The following is a 24,748-nucleotide window of genomic DNA, read 5'->3' on the forward strand; positions in this document are numbered from 1 at the left end:
ATCCGGCAGCGCCCGTCACGCCGCCACCGGAACCTCCGGCGCCGCCCCGTTGACGGCCGGGGACAGCGCCAGCTCCAGGACCTGGCGGACGTCGGTGACGGCGTGGACGTCGAGCTTGTCCAGCACCTCCGCCGGGACGTCGTCCAGGTCGGCCTCGTTGCGCTTGGGGATGATCACGGTCGTCACCCCGGCGCGGTGCGCGGCGAGCAGCTTCTGCTTCACGCCGCCGATCGGCAGGACCCGGCCGGTCAGCGAGACCTCACCGGTCATCGCCACGTCCGTGCGGACCAGGCGGCCGGAGAGCAGCGAGGCCAGCGCCGTCGTCATGGTGACGCCCGCGCTCGGGCCGTCCTTCGGGACCGCGCCCGCCGGGAAGTGGATGTGCACGCCCCGGTCCTTGAGGTCACCCACCGGCAGCTCCAGTTCCGCGCCGTGCGAGCGCAGGAAGCTGAGCGCGATCTGCGCGCTCTCCTTCATCACGTCACCCAGCTGGCCGGTCAGCGTCAGACCCGCCGCGCCCGTCTCCGGGTCGGCCAGCGACGCCTCGACGAACAGGACGTCCCCGCCCGCTCCGGTGACCGCGAGTCCGGTCGCGACACCGGGGACCGCCGTACGGCGCTCCGCGGGGTCCTGGGCCGACTCGGGCACGTGGTGCGGCCGGCCGATGAGACCGCGCAGTTCCTCGTCCGTGACGGTGAACGGCAGTTCCCGCTCGCCGAGTTCGTGCTGGGCCGCCACCTTGCGCAGCAGCCTCGCGACGGACCGCTCCAGGGTGCGCACGCCCGCCTCGCGGGTGTACTCGCCGGCGAGCTTGCGCAGCGCGCTCTCGTCGATGACCACCTCGTCCTTGGCGAGCCCCGCCCGCTCCAGCTGGCGCGGGAGCAGGTGGTCACGGGCGATGACGATCTTCTCGTCCTCGGTGTAGCCGTCCAGACGGACCAGCTCCATCCGGTCGAGCAGGGCCTCCGGGATGGCCTCCAGGACGTTCGCCGTCGCGAGGAACACCACGTCGGACAGGTCGAGTTCGACCTCCAGGTAGTGGTCGCGGAAGGTGTGGTTCTGCGCCGGGTCCAGGACCTCCAGGAGGGCGGCCGCGGGGTCGCCGCGGAAGTCGGAGCCCACCTTGTCGATCTCGTCGAGCAGGACGACCGGGTTCATCGAACCGGCCTCCTTGATCGCCCGTACGATCCGGCCGGGCAGCGCGCCGACGTACGTCCGCCGGTGACCGCGGATCTCCGCCTCGTCCCGGACACCGCCGAGGGCGACGCGGACGAACTTACGGCCCATGGCGTGCGCGACCGACTCTCCGAGCGAGGTCTTTCCGACGCCGGGAGGCCCGACGAGGGCGAGCACGGCACCGCCGCGCCGGCCGCCGACGACCCCGAGGCCCCGGTCGTTGCGGCGCTTGCGCACCGCCAGGTACTCGGTGATCCGCTCCTTCACGTCCTCCAGGCCCGCGTGCTCGGCGTCGAGGATCGCCTTGGCGCCCTGGATGTCGTACGCGTCCTCGGTCCGTTCGTTCCACGGCAGTTCGAGGACGGTGTCCAGCCAGGTGCGGATCCAGGAGCCCTCCGGGGACTGGTCGGAGGACCGCTCCAGCTTGTCGACCTCCTTGAGGGCGGCCTCCCGCACCTTCTCGGGCAGGTCGGCGGCCTCCACGCGGGAGCGGTAGTCGTCGGACTCCTCGCCCTCCTGCTCACCGTTGAGCTCGCGCAGCTCCTTGCGTACGGCTTCCAGCTGACGGCGGAGCAGGAACTCCCGCTGCTGCTTGTCGACGCCCTCCTGGACGTCCTTCGCGATGGTCTCGGCGACGTCCTGCTCGGCGAGGTGGTCGCGCAGCTGCTGGGTGGCGAGCTTGAGGCGGGCGATCGGGTCGGCCGTCTCCAGCAGTTCGACCTTCTGCTCGGTGGTCAGGAAGGGCGAGTAGCCGGAGTTGTCGGCGAGGGCGGACACGTCGTCGATGGCCTGCACCCGGTCCACGACCTGCCAGGCGCCGCGCTTGCGCAGCCAGGCGGTGGCAAGTGCCTTGTACTCCTTGACGAGTTCGGTCGCGTGGCCGGGCAGCGGGTCGGGGACGGTCTGGTCGACCGTGGTCCCCTCGACCCACAGGGCGGCGCCCGGGCCGGTGGTACCCGCACCGATCTTCACCCTGCTCCGGCCGCGGATGAGCGCGCCCGGGTCGCCGTCGGCCAGCCGGCCGACCTGCTCGACGGTGCCGAGCACACCGGTGCTCGCGTAGGTGCCGTCGATGCGTGGGACCAGAAGGACCTTGGGCTTTCCGGGTTCCGAGCGGGCGGCGGCCTGGGCGGCCTCCACCGCGGCGCGGACGTCGGTGTCGTTCAGGTCCAGCGGGACCACCATTCCGGGCAGCACGACCTCGTCGTCGAGCGGCAGCACAGGCAGAGTGAGCGGTGTGGACGTCGAAGCCATGATCTCCCCTTCGGCAGTCAAGTTGAGCTATGCCGACTCAATGCACAGAGGCCTTCGAATGTTCCCCATCCGCTTGCCTGTTCGCTGTCGGCGATCACGGCTGCCGGAATCGGCCTTCCGGGGCCTAGAGTCACCCCGTAATAGACACACACCGCAAGTGACCATTACCGGGGGTACCGTGGACGGAGTCGTACAGGCCTGGGTGACCGGCTGGGTCGTCTCCCGCGGGGCGGCGGCACCGGAGCGTGAGCCGTGGGGTTTCACCGTCGACGTGGGGCAGGTCGGGCAGGTGTCGCGGCACGTCTTCGACGCGCTGGGCGACAGCGTGGACGAGGAAGCCGTGCGCAAGGTCGCGGGCGGGGTGACGGGCGCCGGGGTGTGGCTCAAGGTGTTCCACGACCCGGAGGTGGTCGGGGGCTGGCTCGGCGAGGGCTGGTGGGTGGATCCCGAGCCGGGGTATCTGATGACGGTCCCGCTGGCCGGAGCGGAGGGCGGACATACGCACGCCCCCGAGGGCTACCGGAAGCGGGTCTGGTCCGTCGGCGGAGTCACGCGCGTGCTCGTCGCCGCCCCCGACGGCTCCCTCGCAGCGCGCGGCCAGACCGCCCCGACCGGCACCACGGCCGTCTTCGACCAGATCGTGACCGTGCCCGCTCATCAGCGCCGGGGGCTGGGCAGCGTCGTCATGCGCACCCTCCAGGCCGCGGCGGCGCGCACGGGGGCGGAGACCGGCGTCCTCGCCGGAACTCCGGCGGGACGGGCACTGTACGAGTCTCTGGGCTGGCATGTGGAAGCTCCGCTCACCAGTGCGAAGTTCGTGGGACCGGACGGGGCGTGACCGTCCGTCACCGCCCGCGGGAAACCCGGAGGCGGCCGGGGACGGCCTCTGTCATGCTGCGCCGGTGATCACCCCGATACCTTCGGTGGTTCCCGCCGGCCGCACGGCGGACAACGCCCGGCCGACGCCGGATCTTCCCGACGGCCCGGCACGCGCCCGTGGCGCGCCCTGGCCGCCGACGCCCCGGTGACCGCGAGCCACGCTGCGGCGGCACCCGCTGCCCACGCCCACCGAGGACGACGCCCGCGGCCGCACCGGACAGAGCGGGAGCGGCCGAAGACGGGTGCGATACGGGCCATGGCCGGGCCGGACACCGTCCCGGCCCCGATGCCGGGATCGACCCGGATCTGCGGCGCGGTCACGCCGGGATCACCTACGGGGCACCGGACGCGGGCCGCCGCCCGACCCACCGGGCGCCGGGCCTCCCGGGACCGCACCGCATCAGCTCAGCCACGCCGTCCACGCGAAACCTCCTGCCGCACCGGCAGAAGGCCGCCTCCGGCTGGAGGGCACCGTGTGCCACGCCCCCTTCCCCGCGGACGGCCGGCAGCACCAGCGACTCCACGCCCGCGTGCGGGGGCGACGACCACCGAGAGGACCAGGGGAACCAACGACCATGACCACCACGAACACAGCGCCCCTCCTCTCCGCCTACGACGACCAGATGCGCGGCGCTCCCCCCACCCTGCCCACCGGGGTGACGTGCGAGCAGGACGGGCCGCTGCTGCGGATCGTCGGCCAGTTCCGCGGGTTCGTGAGCGGGCCGCGTGACCTCGGCGTGGAGGGTGAGGCGCTGGACGAACTCATCGTGCGGCAGCGTGACTTCTTCGCGGCGCGCGGCGAGGCCGTCGAGTGGAAGACCCGCGCCCACGACACCCCGGCGGACCTCACCGCACGACTCCGCGCGGCCGGTTTCGTGCCCGAGGAGCGGGAGACGGTACTGGTCGCCCGGGCCGCCGGGACGGCCGTGGGAGAGCCCACGCTGCCGGACGGCGTCACCGTGCGCCGGGTCACGGCGGACGCGGACATGCGCCGGATCGCCGCGATGGAGTCGGTGGTGTGGGGCCAGGACCGGCGCTGGCTCGCCGACGATCTGATCGGCCGGGTCGCCACCGCGCCGGATGACATCGCGGTGTACGTGGCCGAGGCGGACGGCGAAGTGGTGTGCGCCGCCTGGCTGGTGTTCCGCGCGGGCACGGAGTTCGCGAGCCTGTGGGGCGGTGCCGCGCTCGCCGAGTGGCGGGGCAGGGGCATCTACCGTGCCCTGGTCGCCGTACGCGCCGCTCTCGCCGTCTCTCGCGGAGTCACCTGTCTGCACGTGGACGCGTCGGACGACAGCGCGCCCATCCTGCGCCGGCTCGGCTTCCACGCGGTGACCACGACCACGCCGTACGTCTGGACCCCACCGGCCGGCTAACCGGCCGGGAGGAGCTGCCGGGCCCGGTACCAGCGCCGCACCAGCGGCCAGGTCGCGACACCGATCGCCAGGGCGATCGGATGACCCCAGTCGGTCAGCGGGTCGGTGAACGCGATCAGGTCGATCACCAGCAGCCAGCCGAACAGGGCGAGCAACGGCCAGCGCAGCCACGGTCCGAGCAGCCCCGCCAGCGCGCCGAGGCTCGCGGCCACGCCGAAGCTGACGCCGTAGTCGAGGCGGTGCAGCGAGCTGGCGGGCAGATGCCCGACCAGGACCGCGAGGCCTGTCGGGACCTCCGTGGCGAGGGTCGCCCCGACATGGCCGAGCAGGAAGACACCGGCCGTGCGCACCCCGCCGATCCGGCGCTCCAGCGCGGTGAGGACGAACAGCAGGGCGAGGGCGTACGGCGAGAGGATCCCGCCCGCGATCCACCACGCGCTGGCCACCATCACCAGGACGGGCGTCCGCACCAGGTGGACGACATCGGTGCTGGAACCCTGGTGCAGGGCGTGCACCAGGGCGGGGTCCAGATGTGCGGCGACCAGTGAGACGAGGGCCAGGACGGCGCCGTAGCCGAAGGTGAACGGCGTCCCGGTGGGCGTGGGGAGCAGCCGCTGGAGCCGGGGAACGCGAAGACGGGGGTCGGCGGTGGCCGTTGCCCGTGGTGTCACCGGTGTCTCCGCGGGACCCGTCACACACCGTTCCCGTTGCCGGGGCATCCCGTCGAGCAGTCCGGCCACGTCCGGAACAGCCGCGTCGCAGACGGGTGTCTGCGGTGCGGGCGCGTCGGAAGGGGCGGGGGGCGCGGTCCGGTCCAAGGTGAGCTGCTCCTTCCGTCGCACCCCACCCTTCGCGCCCCACCCGCCCGCTGTCTGTGACCCGCGCCACCCCGGCCCCGATTCACAGGGTCTTCTCAAGTAGGCGCGGCCCGGACGCCCTAGCTGCCAGGATGGGCCGATGCCCACCTCGTACGACATTCCCGAAGTCCTGGACCGTCGCGAGGGCCCGTACGGAGAGGTCGTCCTGCGGCGCCACGGCGAGTTGCTCCAGATCATCGCCAACGGCTGCTTCCTGATGGACACCTCCGACGGGCGGTCGGAGCGGATGCTCGTCGACGTGGCGCTCGCCGCGCTCGACGACCGCCCCGCACCACACGTCCTCATCGGCGGCCTCGGCGTCGGCTTCTCGCTCGCACACGCGGCCACGAACCCGCGATGGGGCCGGATCACGGTCGTCGAGCGGGAACCGGCGATCATCGACTGGCACCGCACGGGCCCGCTCTCGGCACTCTCGGCAGAGGCACTGGCCGATCCCCGGACGAACATTGTGGAAACGGATCTAGTCGGATTCGTCAATGAGACATGCGCCACTTTCGACGCGTTGTGTCTCGACATCGACAACGGGCCCGACTGGACGGTCACGGACGGCAACCAGGGCCTCTACGCGCGTCCCGGACTCACAAGCTGCGCAAGGGTGTTGAAGCCGGGCGGCGTACTGGCCGTGTGGTCGGCCAAACCCTCTGCGGAATTTGAGCAATCCCTAGCAAATGCCGGGTTCCAGCAGGTACGTACCGAGGAGATCCCGGTTGCCCGGGGCGTACCCGACGTCGTGCATCTCGGCGTCCGACCTGGATAGCAAAGGGGTGATGTCTCCCCGTACTCTGCTCCCCTACGCCGATCATTCAAGCGTCAATCGCAGTCATGCGCAGACAAGGAATCACCCCACATGGTTCCGGAAAGCACTCCCCAGGGGCGGGCGATGGAGCAGACACACACCTCCCACAACGGTTCGACGGCTACCCCGGGCGCTCAGCGCCGGGTCCTGGTCGTCGAGGACGATCCGACGATCGTCGACGCCATCGCGACCCGCCTGCGCGCCGAGGGATTCCTCGTGCAAACGGCGGTCGACGGTCCGTCGGCGGTGGACACCGCAGAGGCCTGGCAGCCGGACCTGCTGATCCTCGACATCATGCTGCCCGGCTTCGACGGTCTGGAGGTCTGCCGCCGTGTGCAGGCCGCCCGTCCGGTGCCGGTGATGATGCTCACCGCGCGCGACGACGAGACCGACATGCTGGTCGGGCTCGGCGTCGGCGCCGACGACTACATGACCAAGCCGTTCTCGATGCGCGAGCTGGCCGCGCGCGTGCACGTCCTGCTGCGGCGGGTCGAGCGGGCCGCACTGGCCGCGGCGACGCCCAGAAGCGGCATCCTGCGGCTCGGCGAGCTGGAGATCGACCACGCGCAGCGCCGGGTGCGGGTGCGGAGCGAGGACGTCCACCTCACTCCGACCGAGTTCGACCTGCTCGTGTGCCTGGCGAACACCCCGCGCGCGGTGCTCTCCCGTGAGCAGCTGCTGGCCGAGGTGTGGGACTGGGCGGACGCCTCCGGCACCCGGACCGTCGACAGCCACATCAAGGCACTGCGCCGGAAGATCGGTGCCGAGCGGATCCGCACGGTGCACGGCGTGGGCTACGCCCTGGAGACGCCGACGCCATGAGCGAGGGTCCGGCCGCCCGCAGAAGCCCCAAGGAACCCTGGGGTGGCGTGAGCCCGTTCTCGATCAAGACCAAGCTGGGCGCGCTGGTCGTCATCGCGGTCCTCATCACCACCGGGCTGATGATGATCGCGATGCGCACGGCGACCGAGCTGCGCTTCATCACGGTCTTCTCGATGATCGCCACACTGCTCATTACGCAGTTCGTGGCGCATTCGCTCACCGCCCCCCTGGACGACATGAACGCGGTCGCCCGGTCCATATCGCACGGCGACTACACCCGCCGGGTCCGCGAGAACCGGCGGGACGAGCTGGGCGACCTGGCCCAGACGATCAACCGGATGGCGGACGACCTGGAGGCCCAGGAACGCCAGCGCAAGGAACTTGTGGCAAATGTCTCCCACGAGCTGCGCACGCCCATCGCGGGCCTGCGCGCCGTGCTGGAGAACATCGTCGACGGGGTCACCCAGGCCGACCCCGAGACCATGCGCACGGCCCTGAAGCAGACCGAGCGGCTCGGCCGGCTGGTGGAGACGCTGCTGGACCTGTCCCGCCTCGACAACGGCGTCGTACCGCTGAAGAAGCGCCGCTTCGAGGTGTGGCCGTATCTGTCGGGCGTGCTCAAGGAGGCCAACATGGTCGCCTCCGCGCGCGCGGGCATCGCGTCCGGGTCCGGCAGTCACACGCGCAACGACGTCCATCTGCACCTCGACGTGTCCCCACCGGAGCTGACCGCGCACGCCGACCCGGAGCGCATCCACCAGGTCGTGGCCAACCTGATCGACAACGCGGTCAAGCACAGCCCGGCACACGGGCGGGTGACGGTCAAGGCACGGCGTGGGGCACTGCCCGAGTCGCTGGAGCTGGAGGTGCTCGACGAGGGCCCCGGCATTCCGCGCTCGGAGTGGCACCGCGTCTTCGAGCGCTTCAACCGCGGTCAGGTCATGCGGCCGCACGGTCCGGGCAGTGACGGCGGCACCGGGCTCGGGCTCGCGATCGCCCGCTGGGCGGTGGATCTGCACGGCGGCCGGATCGGAGTGGCCGAATCCGAGCGGGGCTGCAGGATTCTTGTCACCCTTCCAGGCCTTCCCTCTCTGCCAAGTTGACGTAAAGTTCGAAGCGGAGCCACAAGATCCATCTGTGTCCGGCGCTGACGGACACGTGTGATCAGGCAGAGGGCCGCGCCGCAGTCGCGCAGGGCCCCGCTCGGCGCTTCCCTCAAGCGTGTTCATCTATCAGAACCACGCTTGTTTCCCGCCATTTTCACCCCCGAAACCCGCTCTTTGATGTGACTTACACGACGATGGACGGGCCCGGCCTGACCTTCACCGTCTCGGGGGCGTAGCCTTTATTTCCGCTGTCCATCACCTTGTGAAGCGGAAGAGGGCGGTTGCCGCCGTGTCGCCACAGTCCCCCAGTAACTCGAGCATCTCGACCGACGCAGACCAAGCGGGCAAGAACCCCGCTGCCGCGTTCGGCCCGAACGAGTGGCTCGTCGACGAGATCTATCAGCAGTACCTCCAGGACCCGAATTCGGTAGACCGTGCCTGGTGGGACTTCTTCGCCGACTACAAGTCGGGGGCCGCCGCTCCGGCTGCGGCGGGTACCGCGGCCGCGGGGGCCGCGGAGACCACCACCGCTCCGGCGGCCACCCCGGCTCAGGCCGCCCCGGCCCAGGCTCCCGCGCCGGCCCCGGCCGCTGCTCCGGCAGCCCAGCCGGCCGCCGCGGCTCCGGCCCCGGCCAAGGCCGCCCCGGCCGCCGCTCCGGCTCAGGCCGCTCCGGCCGCCAAGCCTGCGGCTGCGAAGCCCGCCGCGAAGCCGGCCGCCGAGGGTGCCTCCGCGGAGGGCCCGGAGATGGTGACCCTGCGCGGTCCCGCCGCCGCGGTCGCGAAGAACATGAACGCCTCCCTGGAGCTGCCCACGGCCACGTCCGTGCGCGCGGTCCCGGTGAAGCTGCTCTTCGACAACCGCATCGTCATCAACAACCACCTCAAGCGGGCCCGGGGCGGGAAGATCTCCTTCACGCACCTGATCGGCTACGCGATGGTGCAGGCCATCAAGGCCATGCCGTCGATGAACTGGCACTACGCGGAGAAGGACGGGAAGCCCACCCTCGTCAAGCCCGCGCACGTCAACTTCGGCCTCGCCATCGACCTGGTGAAGCCCAACGGCGACCGCCAGCTGGTCGTCGCGGGCATCAAGAAGGCCGAGACGCTGAACTTCTTCGAGTTCTGGCAGGCCTACGAGGACATCGTCCGCCGCGCCCGTGACGGCAAGCTGACGATGGACGACTTCTCCGGTGTGACGGTCTCCCTGACCAACCCCGGCGGCCTCGGCACCGTCCACTCGGTCCCGCGTCTGATGCCCGGCCAGTCGGTCATCATGGGCGTCGGCTCGATGGACTACCCGGCGGAGTTCCAGGGCACCTCCCAGGACACCCTGAACAAGCTCGGCATCTCGAAGGTCATGACGCTCACGTCGACCTACGACCACCGGGTCATCCAGGGCGCCGCCTCCGGCGAGTTCCTGCGCGTCGTCGCGAACTACCTCCTCGGCGAGAACGGCTTCTACGACGAGATCTTCGAGGCCCTGCGCATCCCCTACGAGCCGGTCCGCTGGCTCAAGGACATCGACGCCTCGCACGACGACGACGTCACCAAGGCCGCCCGCGTCTTCGAGCTGATCCACTCCTACCGGGTCCGCGGCCACGTCATGGCCGACACCGACCCGCTGGAGTACCGCCAGCGCAAGCACCCTGACCTGGACATCACCGAGCACGGCCTCACCCTGTGGGACCTGGAGCGGGAGTTCGCGGTCGGCGGCTTCGCCGGCAAGTCCCTGATGAAGCTGCGCGACATCCTCGGTGTGCTGCGCGACTCGTACTGCCGCACCACCGGCGTCGAGTTCATGCACATCCAGGACCCGAAGCAGCGCCGCTGGATCCAGGACCGCATCGAGCGCTCGCACACCAAGCCGGAGCGCGAGGAGCAGCTGCGCATCCTGCGTCGGCTGAACGCCGCCGAGGCCTTCGAGACCTTCCTGCAGACGAAGTACGTCGGCCAGAAGCGCTTCTCCCTGGAGGGCGGCGAGTCCGTCATCCCGCTGCTCGACGCGGTGCTGGACTCGGCCGCCGAGTCCCGCCTGGACGAGGTCGTCATCGGCATGGCCCACCGCGGCCGCCTGAACGTCCTGGCGAACATCGTCGGCAAGTCGTACGCGCAGATCTTCCGCGAGTTCGAGGGCAACCTCGACCCGAAGTCGATGCACGGCTCCGGCGACGTCAAGTACCACCTGGGCGCCGAGGGCACCTTCACGGGCCTGGACGGCGAGCAGATCAAGGTCTCGCTGGCCGCGAACCCCTCCCACCTGGAGACGGTCGACCCGGTCATCGAGGGCATCGTCCGCGCCAAGCAGGACATCATCAACAAGGGCGGCACGGACTTCACGGTCCTGCCGGTCGCCCTGCACGGTGACGCGGCCTTCGCGGGCCAGGGCGTGGTGGCCGAGACCCTGAACATGTCGCAGCTGCGGGGTTACCGCACCGGCGGCACGGTCCACATCGTCATCAACAACCAGGTCGGCTTCACGGCGGCGCCCGAGTCCTCGCGCTCCTCCATGTACGCCACCGACGTGGCCCGCATGATCGAGGCCCCGATCTTCCACGTGAACGGCGACGACCCGGAGGCCGTGGTCCGCGTCGCGCGGCTCGCCTTCGAGTTCCGCCAGGCGTTCAACAAGGACGTGGTGATCGACCTCATCTGCTACCGCCGACGCGGTCACAACGAGTCGGACAACCCGGCCTTCACCCAGCCGCTGATGTACGACCTGATCGACAAGAAGCGCTCGGTGCGCAAGCTGTACACCGAGTCCCTGATCGGTCGCGGCGACATCACCCTTGAAGAGGCCGAGCAGGCGCTGCAGGACTACCAGGGCCAGCTGGAGAAGGTCTTCACCGAGGTCCGCGAGGCCGTCACGGCCCAGCCGGCCGCCGGTCCCGTCTCCGACCCGCAGGCCGAGTTCCCGGTCGCCGTGAACACCGCGATCTCCTCGGAGACCGTGAAGCGGATCGCCGAGTCCCAGGTCAACATCCCCGACACCTTCCACGTCCACCCGCGTCTGCTGCCGCAGCTGCAGCGCCGGGCGTCGATGGTCGAGGACGGCACGATCGACTGGGGCATGGGTGAGACGCTGGCCGTCGGCTCCCTGCTGCTGGAGGGCACCCCCGTCCGCCTGTCCGGTCAGGACTCCCAGCGCGGCACCTTCGGCCAGCGCCACGCGGTCCTGATCGACCGGGAGACGGGCGAGGAGCACACCCCGCTCCAGTACCTCAACGAGGACCAGGCCCGCTACAACGTCTACAACTCCCTGCTGTCCGAGTACGCGGTCATGGGCTTCGAGTACGGCTACTCGCTGGCCCGCCCCGACGCGCTCGTGCTGTGGGAGGCGCAGTTCGGTGACTTCGTCAACGGCGCACAGACGATCGTCGACGAGTACATCTCGGCGGCGGAGCAGAAGTGGGGCCAGACGTCCGGCGTCACCCTGCTCCTCCCGCACGGCTACGAGGGTCAGGGCCCGGATCACTCCTCGGCCCGTGTCGAGCGCTTCCTCCAGCTCTGCGCCCAGAACAACATGACGGTCGCGATGCCGACCCTGCCGTCGAACTACTTCCACCTCCTGCGGTGGCAGGTGCACAACCCGCACCACAAGCCGCTGGTGGTCTTCACCCCGAAGTCGATGCTGCGCCTGAAGGCCGCCGCGTCGAAGACGGAGGAGTTCACGTCGGGTCAGTTCCGCCCGGTCATCGGCGACACGTCCGTGGACGCCGCCGCGGTCCGCAAGGTCGTCTTCGTGGCGGGCAAGCTGTACTACGACCTCGAGGCCGAGCGTCAGAAGCGCGGGATCACGGACACGGCGATCATCCGCATCGAGCGTCTGTACCCGCTCCCGGGTGCCGAGCTCCAGGCGGAGATCGCCAAGTACCCGAACGCCGAGAAGTACCTGTGGGCCCAGGAGGAGCCGGCGAACCAGGGCGCGTGGCCCTTCATCGCCCTCAACCTGATCGACCACCTGGACCTGGCGGTCGGCGCGGACATCCCGCACGGCGAGCGCCTGCGGCGGATCTCCCGCCCGCACAGCTCCTCCCCGGCCGTCGGTTCCGCCAAGCGGCACCAGGCGGAGCAGGAGCAGCTGGTGCGTGAGGTGTTCGACGCGTAACCCCTTACGCGGGCAGTACGTGACCGGGCCGCATCCCTCTTCGGAGGGGTGCGGCCCGGCCGTTTCGGCGCACTTATCCTTGAGCCATGTACTTCACGGACCGTGGCATCGAGGAACTGGAGAAGCGGCGCGGCGAGGAGGAGGTCAGCTTCGAGTGGCTCGCCGAGCAGCTGCGGACCTTCGTCGACCTCAACCCCGACTTCGAGGTGCCGGTGGAGCGACTGGCCACGTGGCTCGCCCGGCTGGACGACGAGGACGAGGACGACGAGTAGGGCCGATGCGGTGTGGGGCGCTCCTTCGGGTGCGCCCTTTGTGTTTGCACCGCTCGCGTTCGGTAGCGCGGGTGCCTCAGCTCGTACGACAACCCGAGCGCGCCCTACGCCGCCAACAGCGCCCCCGCCGTGAACCAGCGACCGACTGCGCTGTCCTCCTCAGGGCGCCCTTTTGTGTCCTGCGGCTCGAAGTCAGTCACGCGGGTGCCTCAGGCCGTACGACAGCCCGAGCGCGCCGTGCGCCAGCAGCAGCGCCCCCGCCGTGAACCAGCCGCCGCTGCGGTGTCGTAGGCCCCAGGCGGCCAGGGGGAGGCCAGCCGCCATCTGGGCCAGGGCGAGGGTGCGGGCCTTCGGGTCGCCGGACCAGGGGAGCCCGGGCGACAGTCGGCGGCCCGCCACCAGTTCGAGTTCGCTGCGGACCGTGCCCCCTCCCCCCTCCCCCTCGACCGCGCGGGCGTCCGGCCGCTCCCGGGCCGCCTCGCGGAGGCGGTCGGTCGGTTCGCCGGGAGCGAGGTCGGCGGGGAGGTCCAGGCCCACGCGCGTGAGGACCGCGAGCACGCCGCGCAGGCGGGCTCGGGCATCGGAGCCGGGGTCCGGTTTCGTGAGGTGGTCGAGGGACTGGACGTCCAGGACCGGGTCGAGGGCCAGGCGGGACGCGAAGGTGCGCATGGCCTCGTCCTCCCCGGCCGGCGTGCCGTTGGTGAGCCAGATGTAGCCGACGGGGCGGCGGAAGCCGGACGCGAGGGTGTAGCCGGCGCGGTCGGCGTCCCACCACAGGGCGAGAACGGGCCAGGGAGCGCCGACGGCCAGGGCGGTGGCCCAGCCGGTCATGACCCGGTCGACCGTCTCCTCACCGTGCAACCACGGCCTGCCCTCCGGCACCAGAACGCTCCAGCCCTCCCCCGCGTGCGTGAGCAGCATCCGCTCGCGCAGCAGCCGGGCCGCGGGGGCGACGGAATCCGGCTCGGCCCGGCAGAGCAGCACGGCACCGGGGGCGGGGCCGGTGCGACCGGTACGGGAGGAGGTGGCTTCCGTCGACATGGTCACACGCTAGGGCGATATGCGGCGATTGGTCGCATTAGCAGCGTTGGGGGTCCCCGGAAAGAGTGTCTTGACTTTCGACCGCCACGATATATCGTGAATTGCAAGAGACGCGATATGGCGCGTTACTACGGGGAGGTCCGCACCGTGCCCAAGTCCGAGTGGTCCGTCGCTGAGCCCAACAAGCTCGACTTCGACGTCCCTGTGAGCGATCTGCACGTCCGCATCGTCAACGGAACAGTCAACGTCGTGGGCATCGACGAGAGTTCCACCCGCGTGGAGGTCTCCGAGATCGAGGGGCCGCCCCTGATCGTCACGCTGGAGGGCAACACCCTCACCGTGGCCTACGAGGACCTGCCCTGGAAGGGCTTCCTCAAGTGGCTCGACCGCAAGGGCTGGCGGCGCAGCGCGGTCGTCTCGCTGGCCGTGCCGGCCGACACCCGCGTCGAGGTGGGTGTGGTCAGCGCCGCGGCCGTCGTGTCCGGGATGCGCGGCCCGTCCGTGGTGAAGGGGGTCAACGGCGACACGACCCTCGTCGGCCTCTCCGGCCCCGTCCGCGCCGACACCGTCTCGGGGAACCTGGAGGCCCAGGCCGTCACCGGCGACCTGCGCTTCAACTCCGTCTCCGGGGATCTCACCGTCGTGGAGGGCTCCGGCCCCTCCGTGCGGGCCGACTCGGTCAGCGGCTCGATGATCGTCGACCTCGATCCGGAGGGCCCCTCCGACGTCCGGCTGACCAGTGTCTCGGGTGAGATCGCCATCCGGCTCGCCCAGCCCGCGGACGCGGAGGTGGAGGCCAACACCGCGAGCGGGACGATCTCCAACGCCTTCGACGGCCTGCGCGTGCACGGCCAGTGGGGTGCCCACAAGGTCACGGGCCGCCTCGGGGCCGGTACCGGCAAGCTCCGCGCGACCACCGTCTCCGGCTCCATCGCCCTCCTGCACCGCCCACCCCGGGAGGACGAGGAGGAGCCGTGGGAGACGGATCCCTTCGTGAAGGACGGTGACACGGGTGCCGCACCGGCCGACACCACCGACCCGCTGGACGGCGAGCGCCGCACGTCGGGGGACAATCCCCTTTCCGGCCAGGACGAGGCCCCCACCCCGGCGGACGACCCCACGGACGCCCCGGCGAGCGACCCGACCCGCGGCCCGGCCGACGGCACGACCGACAAGAAGGTGCTCTGACATGCCCCCCGTCTTCGCCCACGGCCGCCTGCGTCTCTACCTGTTGAAGCTGCTGGACGAGGCCCCGCGCCACGGCTACGAGGTGATCCGGCTCCTGGAGGAGCGCTTCCAGGGCCTGTACGCCCCCTCCGCGGGCACCGTCTACCCCCGGCTGGCCAAGCTGGAGGCGGAGGGCCTGGTCACCCACACCACCGAGGGCGGCCGCAAGGTGTACGCCATCACCGACGCGGGCCGCGCCGAGCTGGCCGACCGCAGCGGCGAACTGGCCGACCTGGAGCTGGAGATCCGCGAGTCGGTCGCCGAGCTCGCCGCCGAGATCCGGGCCGATGTGCGGGGCGCGGCAGGTGATCTGCGGCGCGAGATGCGGGCGGCCGCCACCGAGGCCCGCCGGGACTCCGGCAGTGGCTCCAAGGACACCGGGGGCGAACACGGGGGCCCCTTCGGGGACTTCACGGACTACACCGACAAGGAGGCGTGGCGCGCTGCCAGGGAGGAGATGCGCCGCGTCAAGCAGGAGTGGAAGGAGCAGGCCCGGCGTGCCAAGGACGAGAGCCGCCGCGCCCGTGACGAGGCCCAGCGGGCCCGCCGCCAGGCCAAGGAGGCCCAGGACCGGGCCCGGGAGCAGGCACAGGAGGAGGTGCAGCGGATCGCCCGGCGGGTGCAGGAGCAGGTGCAGGACCACTTCGCGCGCGGCGACTGGCCGACGGGCGTGCGCGAGGGCCTGACCGAACTGGCCAAGGAGTTCGGCGAGTTCGGGAAGGACTACGGCAAGGAGTTCGGCAAGGACTTCGGCTTCGGCCGGGGTGGCGCGAGGTCCGAGAAGGCCGAGGGGACGCCGCCCGGTCCCCAGTACTCGTACACCCCGGAGGACTTCCCCGCCGAGTACGAGCCCTCGTGGGCCCACGAGGACCCGACCGGGGACCCGGCCCGCGACCTGGACCGCCTCCTCGACCGCTTCCGCGACGACATCCGTGACGCCGCCCGCGACCACGGCATCACGGCCGACCAGTTCCACGACGCCCGACGCCACCTGTCGACGGCGGCGGCGCACATAGGGGCACTCCTGCGGGCACCGAAGGCGTGAACCGAGCGGACTCCTGCGGTACGACAGCTTCGGGCGCCGCACAGCTGTCGTACCGCCGGGGCGCTCGCCCTCAGCCGGCCTTCGCCTCTCCCCCGCCGTAGAGGACGCGCACGACCGACTCATGGGTCACCCCGTGATCGGCGAGAACCTCCGCGGACACCCCGGGCCTGACGGTCAGCGCCAACAGGATGTGCTCGTCGCCGATATGGCGGTCCCGTCGGGCCACGGCGATCCGGAGAGCCTTCTCGAGGATCTCCTTGGCGCCCTGCCCGAAGGACCGCCGCCCGGACCGCGCCCCCTTGTCCTTCCGGTCGCCGGACATCGCCCCGACGCCGTGCACCTCCTCCACCCGGGCGACGATCTCCGAGACGTCGATACCGAGCCCGGCCAGCGCCTCGGCGTCCGCCTGGGACAACCCGGCCCGCCGCCGCGCCTCGCCCAGCGCCTCCCGTACGGCGTTCCCGTGCTCGGCCAGCCCGAGAGCGGCCAGGGCGAAGGAGGCCCGACCGGCCTCCCGGTCCAGCAGGGCGAGGAGCAGGTGCTCGGCGTCCACCGGCCCCGCCCCTGCCCGCTCGGCATGTTCGACCGCGCCCACGACCACGGCCCGGGCGTCTTTCGTGAACCGTTCGAACATCAATGCCTCCCGTACTTCTTGTGCACGGCCTGCCTGCTCACTCCGAGTTCCGCGGCGATCTCCTGCCACGACCAGCCCTGATTGCGCGCGCTGCGCACCTGCACCGACTCCAGTTGCTCCAGCAGCCTGCGCAGCGCGGCGACGGCACACAGTCCGACCCGGGGGTCTCGATCACCGGCGCGCTCGGCGAGATCCGTTGCTTCGGTCATGATGTCAATGTACGTTGACAGGCCCCATCCGTCAACCACAGTTGACAAACGTCGGCGGCCGATCCGCACCCGGACCGGCCGCCGACAAGAAGGAAAAGGAAGGGATCAGCCGTTCGTGAGCACGACCTTCCCGAACTGCTCACCGGACGCGACCCTCTCGAAGCCCTCGCGAGCACGGTCCATGGGCAGCACCTCGTCGATGACGGGCCGCACACCCGTGGCCGCGCAGAACGAGAGCAGATCCTCCAGCTCGTCCTTGGTGCCCATGGTCGAGCCGACGACCTTGAGCTCCAGGAAGAAGATCCGGGTCAGTTCGGCGTGCGAGGGGCGGTCGCCGCTCGTGGCACCGGAGATGACGAGCGTGCCGCCGGGCTTGAGCGACTTCACGGAGTGCGACCATGTGGCCGCGCCCACCGTCTCGATGACGGCGTCCACCCGCTGCGGCAGCCGCGCGCCCGACTCCAGCGCCTCCACGGCTCCGAGCTCCATGGCACGCTTGCGCTTGGCCTCGTCCCGGCTCGTGGCGAAGACCCGCAGCCCCGCGGCCTTCCCGAGCACGATCGCGGCCGTGGCGACACCACCGCCCGCGCCCTGCACCAGCACGGAGTCACCGGGCCGGACCCCGGCATTCGTGAACAGCATCCGGTACGCGGTCAGCCAGGCCGTGGGCAGACAGGCGGCCTCCGCGAAGGACAGCTCCTTCGGCTTCGGCAGCACGTTCCAGGTCGGCACGGCCACCTGCTCGGCGAACGTCCCCTGGTAGCGCTCGGTGAGGATGGACCTCGGTTCCTTGGGGCCGACCCCGTGCCCGCTCTGCCCGATGACGGAGTGCAGGACGACCTCGTTGCCGTCCTCGTCGACACCGGCGGCGTCACAGCCGAGGATCATCGGCAGCTTGTCCTCCGCGAGGCCTACGCCGCGCAGGGACCAGAGGTCATGGTGATTGAGGGAAGCGGCCCTGACATCGACGACGCTCCAACCCGGGCGGGCTTCGGGGGCCGGGCGCTCCCCCGACTCCAGTCCCGAGAGCGGGTTGTCGCGGTCGATTCGGGCGGCGTAGACAGCGAACATGACCTTGACGATAGGGTCCGCCGACGGCGCGGGGAACCGGGACGCGTTGTGACACATACCCACTTGCGGAAGCGCACTTCAGGATGTGCCGGGTCAGGATGTCGGGCGAGTGCCGGTGCGTTGTGGCTGGTCGCGCAGTTCCCCGCGTGGCCGCTGCGCTGGGCTTGAACCGGGCGCCTAGGGGGTGGTGCCGGGTCAGGATGTCGGGCGAGTGCGGGTGCGTTGTGGCTGGTCGCGCAGTTCCCCGCGTGGCCGCTGCGCTGGGCTTGAACCGAGCGCCTAGGGGGTGGCGCCAGGTCAGGATGTCGGGCGAGCGCGGGTGCGTTGTCGCTGGTCGCGCAGTTCCCCGCGCCCCTAGGGGGTTGCAGTCACCTGCGCCACGGTCTGGACGTTCGCCGGACCGTGCGCCACGACGGGCTGGCCCCGACCCACCCACCGAGGCTGCAACGGGCCGCCGCAGGCATCAGGGGCGCGGGGAACTGCGCAAAAACGCCCGCCCCCACCGAACCCGCACCCGCCCCACAACCGAAGCCGACACTCGATCAGCCGCACCCGATGGCAAAGAAATGGCCCCGCCCGGAAACCCACCCGGACGGGACCACCTCACGCCGAACAGCACTCAGCGACGAGCAACGCCCTCCGCCCGAGCCGCCGCGGCAACCGCCGCCGTGACCGCAGGAGCCACCCGCTCGTCGAACGGGGACGGGATCACGTAGTCCGCCGCCAGATCGTCACCGACCACCGACGCCAGCGCCTCGGCCGCCGCGATCTTCATGCCCTCGGTGATCCGCGAGGCCCGCACCTGCAGCGCCCCCGCGAAGATGCCCGGAAACGCCAGCACGTTGTTGATCTGGTTCGGGAAGTCGGACCGCCCGGTGGCCACCACGGCCGCGTACTTGTGCGCGACATCGGGGTGCACCTCGGGGTCCGGGTTGGCCATCGCGAACACGAAGGCGCCCTTCGCCATGGAGGCGACCGCGGACTCCGCGACCGTACCGCCGGACACGCCGATGAAGACGTCCGCGCCCGCCAGCGCGTCCTCCAGCGACCCGGACAGGCCGGCCTTGTTGGTGAACCCGGCCAGTTCCCGCTTCACGGACGTGAGGTCGTCCCGCTCGGCGGACACGACACCCTTGCGGTCGGCGACGGCGACGTCCCCGATGCCCGCCTCGACGAGCATCTTGGCGATGGCCACGCCCGCCGCGCCCGCACCGGAGATCACCGCACGAAGATCTCCGATCGACCGCCCGCTCAGCCGGGCCGCGTTCCGCAGGGCGGCCAGCGTCACGACCGCGGTCCCGTGCTGGTCGTCGTGGAAGACGGGAATGTCGAGCCGCTCCTGGAGCCGCCGCTCGATCTCGAAGCACCGGGGCGCCGAGATGTCCTCGAGGTTCACGCCGCCGAAGGAGGGCGCGAGACGGACCACGGTCTCGATGATCTCGTCGACGTCGGTGCAGGCCAGCGCAAGCGGAACCGCGTCCACCCCGCCGAACTGCTTGAACAGGATCGCCTTGCCCTCCATCACGGGGAGGGAGGCCTCGGGCCCGATGTCACCGAGCCCCAGCACGGCCGTACCGTCCGTCACGACGGCGACGACCGACGATTTCCACGTGTAGTCGTGGACGAGGTCCGGCTGCTCGGCGATGGCGCTGCACACCTTCGCCACGCCGGGCGTGTACGCGAGGGACAGGTCGTCCTTGTCACGGATCGGCACGGTGGCCTGCACAGCCATCTTGCCGCCGCGGTGCAGCGCGAACGCGGGGTCGAAGGAATCGAGGGGCTCCGCCCCTCCGTCCTGTCCCGTATCGCTGTCGCTGCGAGGATTGACGATCTCCGCTGCCACTTTGTCTTACCCCTTAGGTCTTCATGTTTTTGAGGGTGGCCACTCCTGGTTGAGAAGTGGGCGGGCACCGCGTACGGCCCTGTTCACTGATGCGTACGGGCCGGTACACGACGGGCGCGCCGCACACGCGCCCTGAGCCCCGGATGAGGGGTGTAAAGAACCTTCTTACCGGACGACCGGCGTCGAGGACGAGTCCAATACGTCCAAGGTCACACGCCGACCCGTAAATCGATCATCGATCACCGGAGGCCGGTGACATGAATCATGGAGGGCCATCCGGACAAACCATCAGCAGGCCCTTGACGATCACCGGAGAGCCACTCGGGCGACCGGCGACCGCCCCGGCCGGGTCCCCCACGTGGTGACCCACACCGGAGATCTTCCGGCCGGAATGCCAGATTCCCGCAGATGGTCCGGTCGTGATGTACGGACATGGTGCGGTTCGGGGGTCACCCGTTATGCGATTTTGACATGACCGGCCCCCTGAATGGTCCAGTCCGAATGGCAAGATGCCGTCATCACACGAGGTCGCGACACTCGAAGGCGTGTGCTCTCGTCGACCTGAGGAATGAAGGCAGCGCTGCCGGACCGATCGGCAGCCGCCCCGCCCATCGGCAACTCCACCCATCCGCCGGAGGAACCCACCATGACCGCAAGCTCCACCCGTCGTACGACCGCCGCGCGCACCAGGACAGCCGCGGTAGGTGCGATCGCGGTCGCCGGCGCTCTGATTCTCACCGGCTGCGGTGACCAGACGGACAGCGGCGGCTCCAGTTCGGAGTCGTCGGCCTCCTCGTCGGCGCCGCTCGCGAGCAAGCTGCCCGCCGACATCCGCAAGGCCGGAGTCATCAAGGTCGGCTCGGACATCGCGTACCCGCCGGTCGAGTACATCGAGAACGGCAAGGCCGTCGGCATCGACCCGGACATCGCGGACGCGCTCGGCAAGCAGCTGGGGGTGAAGTTCGACTTCCAGAACGGCAAGTTCGACAACCTGATCGTGGGCCTTCAGGCCAACCGCTTCCAGGTGATCATGTCGGCGATGAACGACACCAAGGACCGCCAGAACGGCGTCGACTCCGACACCGGTCAGAAGGCCGGCAACGGTGTCGACTTCGTCGACTACTTCACCGCCGGTACGTCGATCCTGGTGCAGAAGGGCAACCCCAAGGGCATCAAGTCGCTGGACGACCTGTGCGGCAAGGTCGTGGCCCTGCAGAAGGGCACGACGTCCGAGGGCATCGCCAAGACGCAGAGCAAGAAGTGCACGACGGACGGCAAGAAGGCCATCGATCTGCAGACCTTCGACACCGACCCCGAGGCGCTGCTTCGTCTGAAGCAGGGCGCGTCCGTCGCCGACCTCAACGACTTCCCGGTGGCGGCCTACAACGCGAAGACCTCCGGCGGCGGCAAGGACTTCGAGGTCGTGGGCGACCAGATCGAGGCGGGGCCGTACGGCATCGCCGTCAGCAAGGACAACACCCAGTTGCGTGACGCCCTCCAGGCCGCCATGAGCGCGATCATCAAGAACGGCGACTACGCCAAGGTCATGCAGAAGTGGAACGTCGCGGACGGCGCGGTGACCGAGTCGAAGATCAACGGCGGCTCCTGATCCCGGCGCGACACTGAAGGGCAGTCATCGTGACTGACACTCTCGACAAGTCTCCGGCGGCGTCGGTGCCGCCGGAGCAGATCAAGGCCATCCCGGTGCGCCACTACGGGCGCTGGGTGGCCGGTGCCGTGGTCATCGCCATCGTGGTGCTGATCGGGGTGGCCTTCTCCAACGCGAAGATCAACTACAGCATCATCCCGCAGTACCTGTTCGACCCGACCATCGTCTCCGGCGCCTGGACGACCCTGTACATCTCGGTGCTGGCCATGGTGCTGGGCGTCGCCCTCGGCGTGATCCTCGCCGTGATGCGGCTGTCGTCGAACCCGGTCACCAGCACCGTGGCCTGGTTCTACATCTGGTTCTTCCGCGGTACGCCGGTCCTGGTCCAGCTGCTGCTCTGGTACAACATCTCGCTCGTCTTCCCCATCCTGAACCTGGGGTTCTACAAGGACGAGATGAACCAGGTCATGACGCCCGTTCTGACAGCCCTGCTCGGACTCGGGCTGAACGAGGCCGCGTACATGTCGGAGATCGTCCGAGCCGGCATCCAGTCGGTCGACGAGGGGCAGACGGAGGCGTCGCACGCGCTGGGCATGACCCATGCCAAGACGCTGCGCCGGGTGGTGCTTCCGCAGGCCATGCGGGTCATCGTGCCGCCCACCGGCAACGAGTACATCAACATGCTGAAGACCTCTTCGCTGGCTTACGCCGTCCAGCTTCCCGAGCTGATCAAGAAGGCCACGGACATCTCCAGCACCTCACTGGCGGTCGTCGAGATGTACTTCGTCGCCTGCATCTGGTACCTGTTCCTGACCACGATCTTCAGCATCGGGCAGTACTACGTCGAACGCCGTTACGCCCGCGGTTCGACGCGCAACCTGCCGCCGACCCCGCTGCAGCGGCTGAGGAAGAACCTCCGCATGTTCGGTTCGTTCCGCCGTCCGGAGGTGGCCCGATGAGCAAGCTTTCCCAGGACATCACCGACAGCGTCGAGGGCCGGCTCATGGTCAAGGCCGAGGGCGTGCACAAGTCCTTCGGCGCGGCGCACATCCTCAAGGGCATCGATCTGGAGGTGAGCTCGCGCGAGGTCGCCTGTCTGGTCGGCCCGTCCGGCTCGGGCAAGTCGACCTTCCTGCGATGCATCAACCACCTGGAGAAGATCAACGCCGGTCGGTTGTACGTCGACGGCCGGCTGGTCGGCTACCGGCAGAGCGGCGACAAGCTGTACGAGCTCAAGGAGAAAGAGGTGTCGGCGCAGCGACGGGACATCGGCATGGTGTTCCAGCGCTTCAACCTCTTCCCGCACATGACGGCGCTGGAGAACGTCATGGAGGCGCCGCTCCAGGTCAAGCGCGAGTCCAAGGCGATCGCCCGGGAGCGGGCGCAGCGGCTGCTCGACCGGGTCGGCCTCGGCGACAAGACCGGTCACTACCCGTCCCAGCTCTCCGGCGGCCAGCAGCAGCGCGTCGCCATCGCCCGTGCGCTGGCCATGGAGCCGAAGCTGATGCTCTTCGACGAGCCGACGTCGGCGCTCGACCCGGAGCTGGTCGGCGAGGTCCTGGACGTGATGCGGGACCTCGCGGAGGACGGCATGACGATGATCGTCGTGACCCACGAGATGGGCTTCGCCCGCGAGGTCGGCGACTCGCTGATCTTCATGGACGACGGCATGGTGGTCGAGGCCGGCCATCCGCGCGAGGTCCTGACGAACCCTCAGCACGAGCGGACACAGGCGTTCTTGTCCAAGGTGCTCTGAGCCGCGAAGGAAATACTCCACATGTGGGCTCCGCGTCGGGAATTCCGACGCGGAGCCCACATGAATGAGCGAAGTCAGTAGTGCCATTCCGGCCACTGAAGCCCAGAATCAATACCTCAGATGAAGCTCAAAATTCTTGCAGCCCAGCGATCAAGGTATGTACGGTCAACGCAAGCTGAATTGGTGAAGCAGTTCACCAATTCGGATCCGTCCCTGACCAAGGATGTATGCATGCGAGCAGTACGAAGGATGGTTACGGCTTCTGCGACGGTAGTGGCTTCGTTGGGGGCGCTGATTGCCGCTGGTACGCCGAGCCAGGCGGCCACCATCACCGAATTCTGCAACCACCCTGGCGCCTACGTCCCGGGGTGCTTCTACTCGACGGGTGACATCTTCACCGTCCAGGACCTGCGCGCTGATGGAATGCGCGCCGTCCTTGAGTGGGACACGGACTACGGAGACAGTGGCGAATGCCACGACGCCAACGGCGCCAACAACCCTCCCACGAGGTGCGATGTGGATCTTCGGGAAGGGCGCACTCTGACATTCCACACGGTGGTCCGGGACGGGGCGAACGGAAAGGACCAGTTCGCGTCCCTTCCGATGCTTGCTTACACCTCCGGCCGATAGACGAAAACTGCGCGGCGTTTTAAGGTCGCGGTCGACAGGAGCCTACGGCTCAGGGGTGGTACGGGTCTTCCGTGCCACCCCTTGCGCGCATTTCCGAAAGGTGGCACCGCCCGCTGCCGGGCACGAGTCCCGCGAGAGCGCCCGCACCGCGTGTCCGGTGTCGCCGTCCACCAACTGCCTGGATTCCGCGGACACTTCGCCGTACGCCTGCTCGGGTCGGCGTCGAATCTCCGCCTCTCCTCCCGGATGGCTTACCTGAGCGCGAGCAGCAGGGTGTCCGAGGGTGAGCACCACACCGGCCGCGCCTCCGCGAACCCCTTCTCGCGCAGCACGCGTGCGTGCCACGCGGCGGACGGCATGTCCCCGTCGGCGTGCTCGCCGTAGATCTCGAAGCGGCGTGCCGTCGGCCCGGCGAGGACGGGGTCCTCGGCGGCGACCTGCCACCATGCGGCCCAGTCGAGGGCGCCGTCCCGCTGGGCCTGGTCCATCTGCGCGTGACGTTGGGCGCGTTCGGCCGCGTTGATGCGGGGTGTGGTCTCGTCGATCATGTGGTCGGCGTTCATGAAGACCCCGCCGTCGCGGACGAGTCGGGCGATCTGCCCGTAGAGGGCCGCGAGGGGTTCGCTGTGCAGCCAGTGCAGGGCCGTGGCGGTCAGTACGGCGTCGTACGAGTCGTACGGCAGCCTTGCGGGCCAGTCGGGGTCCTTGAGGTCGGCCGTCACGAGGGTGACCCGCTCGTCGTCCGCGAACGTGCCCTCGGCGATGGTGAGGAGCGCGGGGTCGAGGTCCACGCCGGTACTGGTGGCCTCGGGGAACCGGGCGAGCAGCCTGGCCGTGATACTTCCCGTGCCGCACGCGAGGTCGAGCACGCGCGGCCGGGGCCCGGCGAGGGCCTCGACCATGTCCAGCATGACCCGGAACCGCTCCTCGCGGTCGGGCATGTACCACTCCTGCTGCCGGTCCCAGCTCTCCTGCCAGGCCTGCCAGTCGGTTCCGACACCGGTTGCCATGGGATCCCC

The 24,748-nt window shown here is 69.9% G+C and carries 21 protein-coding genes; 13 read left to right on the top strand and 8 right to left on the bottom strand.

Annotated features, from left to right (window positions below):
- Positions 1 to 15 precede the first annotated feature (15 nt).
- Complete coding sequence (lon, locus tag ABZT93_RS12410) at positions 16 to 2,430, bottom strand: endopeptidase La (RefSeq protein ID WP_356102731.1); 2,415 nt, start codon at positions 2,428 to 2,430, stop codon at positions 16 to 18.
- A gap of 178 nt (positions 2,431 to 2,608) precedes the next feature.
- Between lon and ABZT93_RS12415 the strand changes: the two genes are divergently transcribed.
- Both ABZT93_RS12415 and ABZT93_RS12420 read left to right on the top strand, forming a co-directional pair.
- The gene (locus ABZT93_RS12415) at positions 2,609 to 3,268 is read left to right on the top strand and encodes a GNAT family N-acetyltransferase (protein WP_356102936.1); all 660 of its coding nucleotides are present in this window, start codon (positions 2,609 to 2,611) and stop codon (positions 3,266 to 3,268) included.
- Between the two features lie 616 nt (positions 3,269 to 3,884).
- A complete protein-coding gene (locus ABZT93_RS12420) occupies positions 3,885 to 4,685 on the top strand; it encodes a GNAT family N-acetyltransferase (protein ID WP_356102733.1) in 801 nt (266 codons plus the stop codon).
- Here ABZT93_RS12420 and ABZT93_RS12425 read toward each other — a convergent pair.
- The gene (locus tag ABZT93_RS12425; protein ID WP_356102735.1) at positions 4,682 to 5,503 is read right to left on the bottom strand and encodes a rhomboid-like protein; all 822 of its coding nucleotides are present in this window, start codon (positions 5,501 to 5,503) and stop codon (positions 4,682 to 4,684) included. The genes ABZT93_RS12420 and ABZT93_RS12425 overlap by 4 nt on opposite strands.
- 139 nt (positions 5,504 to 5,642) lie before the next feature.
- Here ABZT93_RS12425 and ABZT93_RS12430 point away from each other — a divergent pair, with 139 nt between their 5' ends.
- The 5 genes from ABZT93_RS12430 to ABZT93_RS12450 all read left to right on the top strand — a co-directional run bounded on the left by ABZT93_RS12430 (position 5,643) and on the right by ABZT93_RS12450 (position 12,664).
- The gene (locus tag ABZT93_RS12430) at positions 5,643 to 6,320 is read left to right on the top strand and encodes a spermidine synthase (protein WP_356102737.1); all 678 of its coding nucleotides are present in this window, start codon (positions 5,643 to 5,645) and stop codon (positions 6,318 to 6,320) included.
- 123 nt (positions 6,321 to 6,443) lie between these two features.
- Complete coding sequence (locus ABZT93_RS12435; protein WP_031038660.1) at positions 6,444 to 7,181, top strand: response regulator transcription factor; 738 nt, start codon at positions 6,444 to 6,446, stop codon at positions 7,179 to 7,181.
- Positions 7,178 to 8,284 (top strand): ATP-binding protein, encoded by a 1,107-nt coding sequence (locus tag ABZT93_RS12440; protein ID WP_356102739.1) that lies wholly within the window; start codon positions 7,178 to 7,180, stop codon positions 8,282 to 8,284. Before ABZT93_RS12435 ends, ABZT93_RS12440 begins: the two co-directional genes overlap by 4 nt.
- A gap of 292 nt (positions 8,285 to 8,576) precedes the next feature.
- Entirely contained in the window at positions 8,577 to 12,392 is a 3,816-nt protein-coding gene (locus ABZT93_RS12445; protein WP_356102741.1) for a multifunctional oxoglutarate decarboxylase/oxoglutarate dehydrogenase thiamine pyrophosphate-binding subunit/dihydrolipoyllysine-residue succinyltransferase subunit, read from the top strand.
- Between the two features lie 86 nt (positions 12,393 to 12,478).
- On the top strand, positions 12,479 to 12,664 hold the full coding sequence (locus tag ABZT93_RS12450) for a DUF6104 family protein (RefSeq protein ID WP_356102743.1): 186 nt from the start codon (positions 12,479 to 12,481) through the stop codon (positions 12,662 to 12,664).
- Between the two features lie 192 nt (positions 12,665 to 12,856).
- Here the strand turns inward: ABZT93_RS12450 and ABZT93_RS12455 are convergent, their stop codons facing one another.
- A complete protein-coding gene (locus ABZT93_RS12455) occupies positions 12,857 to 13,705 on the bottom strand; it encodes a hypothetical protein (RefSeq protein WP_356102745.1) in 849 nt (282 codons plus the stop codon).
- 117 nt (positions 13,706 to 13,822) lie between these two features.
- Here ABZT93_RS12455 and ABZT93_RS12460 point away from each other — a divergent pair, with 117 nt between their 5' ends.
- Together ABZT93_RS12460 and ABZT93_RS12465 are read left to right on the top strand one after the other, a co-directional pair.
- The gene (locus ABZT93_RS12460) at positions 13,823 to 14,893 is read left to right on the top strand and encodes a DUF4097 family beta strand repeat-containing protein (protein WP_356102747.1); all 1,071 of its coding nucleotides are present in this window, start codon (positions 13,823 to 13,825) and stop codon (positions 14,891 to 14,893) included.
- A 1-nt stretch (position 14,894) separates the two neighbouring features.
- The gene (locus ABZT93_RS12465; RefSeq protein ID WP_356102749.1) at positions 14,895 to 15,977 is read left to right on the top strand and encodes a helix-turn-helix transcriptional regulator; all 1,083 of its coding nucleotides are present in this window, start codon (positions 14,895 to 14,897) and stop codon (positions 15,975 to 15,977) included.
- Between the two features lie 70 nt (positions 15,978 to 16,047).
- Here ABZT93_RS12465 and ABZT93_RS12470 read toward each other — a convergent pair whose 3' ends face one another.
- The 4 genes from ABZT93_RS12470 to ABZT93_RS12485 all read right to left on the bottom strand — a co-directional run bounded on the left by ABZT93_RS12470 (position 16,048) and on the right by ABZT93_RS12485 (position 19,734).
- Positions 16,048 to 16,611, bottom strand: coding sequence for a Clp protease N-terminal domain-containing protein (locus ABZT93_RS12470; protein ID WP_356102751.1), 564 nt, complete (start codon positions 16,609 to 16,611; stop codon positions 16,048 to 16,050).
- On the bottom strand, positions 16,611 to 16,820 hold the full coding sequence (locus ABZT93_RS12475) for a helix-turn-helix domain-containing protein (RefSeq protein ID WP_356102753.1): 210 nt from the start codon (positions 16,818 to 16,820) through the stop codon (positions 16,611 to 16,613). The genes ABZT93_RS12470 and ABZT93_RS12475 overlap by 1 nt, the downstream gene beginning before the upstream one ends.
- Before the next feature lie 105 nt (positions 16,821 to 16,925).
- Positions 16,926 to 17,891 carry a zinc-binding dehydrogenase gene (locus ABZT93_RS12480; protein WP_356102755.1) on the bottom strand — a complete coding sequence of 322 codons (966 nt, stop codon included), beginning with the start codon at positions 17,889 to 17,891 and terminating at the stop codon, positions 16,926 to 16,928.
- Between the two features lie 619 nt (positions 17,892 to 18,510).
- On the bottom strand, positions 18,511 to 19,734 hold the full coding sequence (locus ABZT93_RS12485; RefSeq protein WP_356102757.1) for an NADP-dependent malic enzyme: 1,224 nt from the start codon (positions 19,732 to 19,734) through the stop codon (positions 18,511 to 18,513).
- A gap of 646 nt (positions 19,735 to 20,380) precedes the next feature.
- Here ABZT93_RS12485 and ABZT93_RS12490 point away from each other — a divergent pair.
- From ABZT93_RS12490 to ABZT93_RS12505, 4 genes are all read left to right on the top strand, one after another.
- Positions 20,381 to 21,343, top strand: a complete 963-nt coding sequence (locus tag ABZT93_RS12490) for an ABC transporter substrate-binding protein (protein WP_356102759.1) — start codon at positions 20,381 to 20,383, stop codon at positions 21,341 to 21,343.
- 29 nt (positions 21,344 to 21,372) lie between these two features.
- Positions 21,373 to 22,302 carry an amino acid ABC transporter permease gene (locus tag ABZT93_RS12495; protein WP_356102761.1) on the top strand — a complete coding sequence of 310 codons (930 nt, stop codon included), beginning with the start codon at positions 21,373 to 21,375 and terminating at the stop codon, positions 22,300 to 22,302.
- On the top strand, positions 22,299 to 23,099 hold the full coding sequence (locus ABZT93_RS12500; RefSeq protein WP_356102763.1) for an amino acid ABC transporter ATP-binding protein: 801 nt from the start codon (positions 22,299 to 22,301) through the stop codon (positions 23,097 to 23,099). The genes ABZT93_RS12495 and ABZT93_RS12500 overlap by 4 nt, the downstream gene beginning before the upstream one ends.
- A 183-nt stretch (positions 23,100 to 23,282) precedes the next feature.
- Positions 23,283 to 23,729, top strand: coding sequence for a hypothetical protein (locus tag ABZT93_RS12505; protein ID WP_356102765.1), 447 nt, complete (start codon positions 23,283 to 23,285; stop codon positions 23,727 to 23,729).
- Positions 23,730 to 23,980: 251 nt separating this feature from the next.
- Here ABZT93_RS12505 and ABZT93_RS12510 read toward each other — a convergent pair whose 3' ends face one another.
- Complete coding sequence (locus ABZT93_RS12510; protein ID WP_356102766.1) at positions 23,981 to 24,739, bottom strand: class I SAM-dependent methyltransferase; 759 nt, start codon at positions 24,737 to 24,739, stop codon at positions 23,981 to 23,983.
- Between the last annotated feature and the right edge of the window lie 9 nt (positions 24,740 to 24,748).

Source organism: Streptomyces sp. NPDC005303 (assembly GCF_040607335.1).
Taxonomy (GTDB): domain Bacteria; phylum Actinomycetota; class Actinomycetes; order Streptomycetales; family Streptomycetaceae; genus Streptomyces.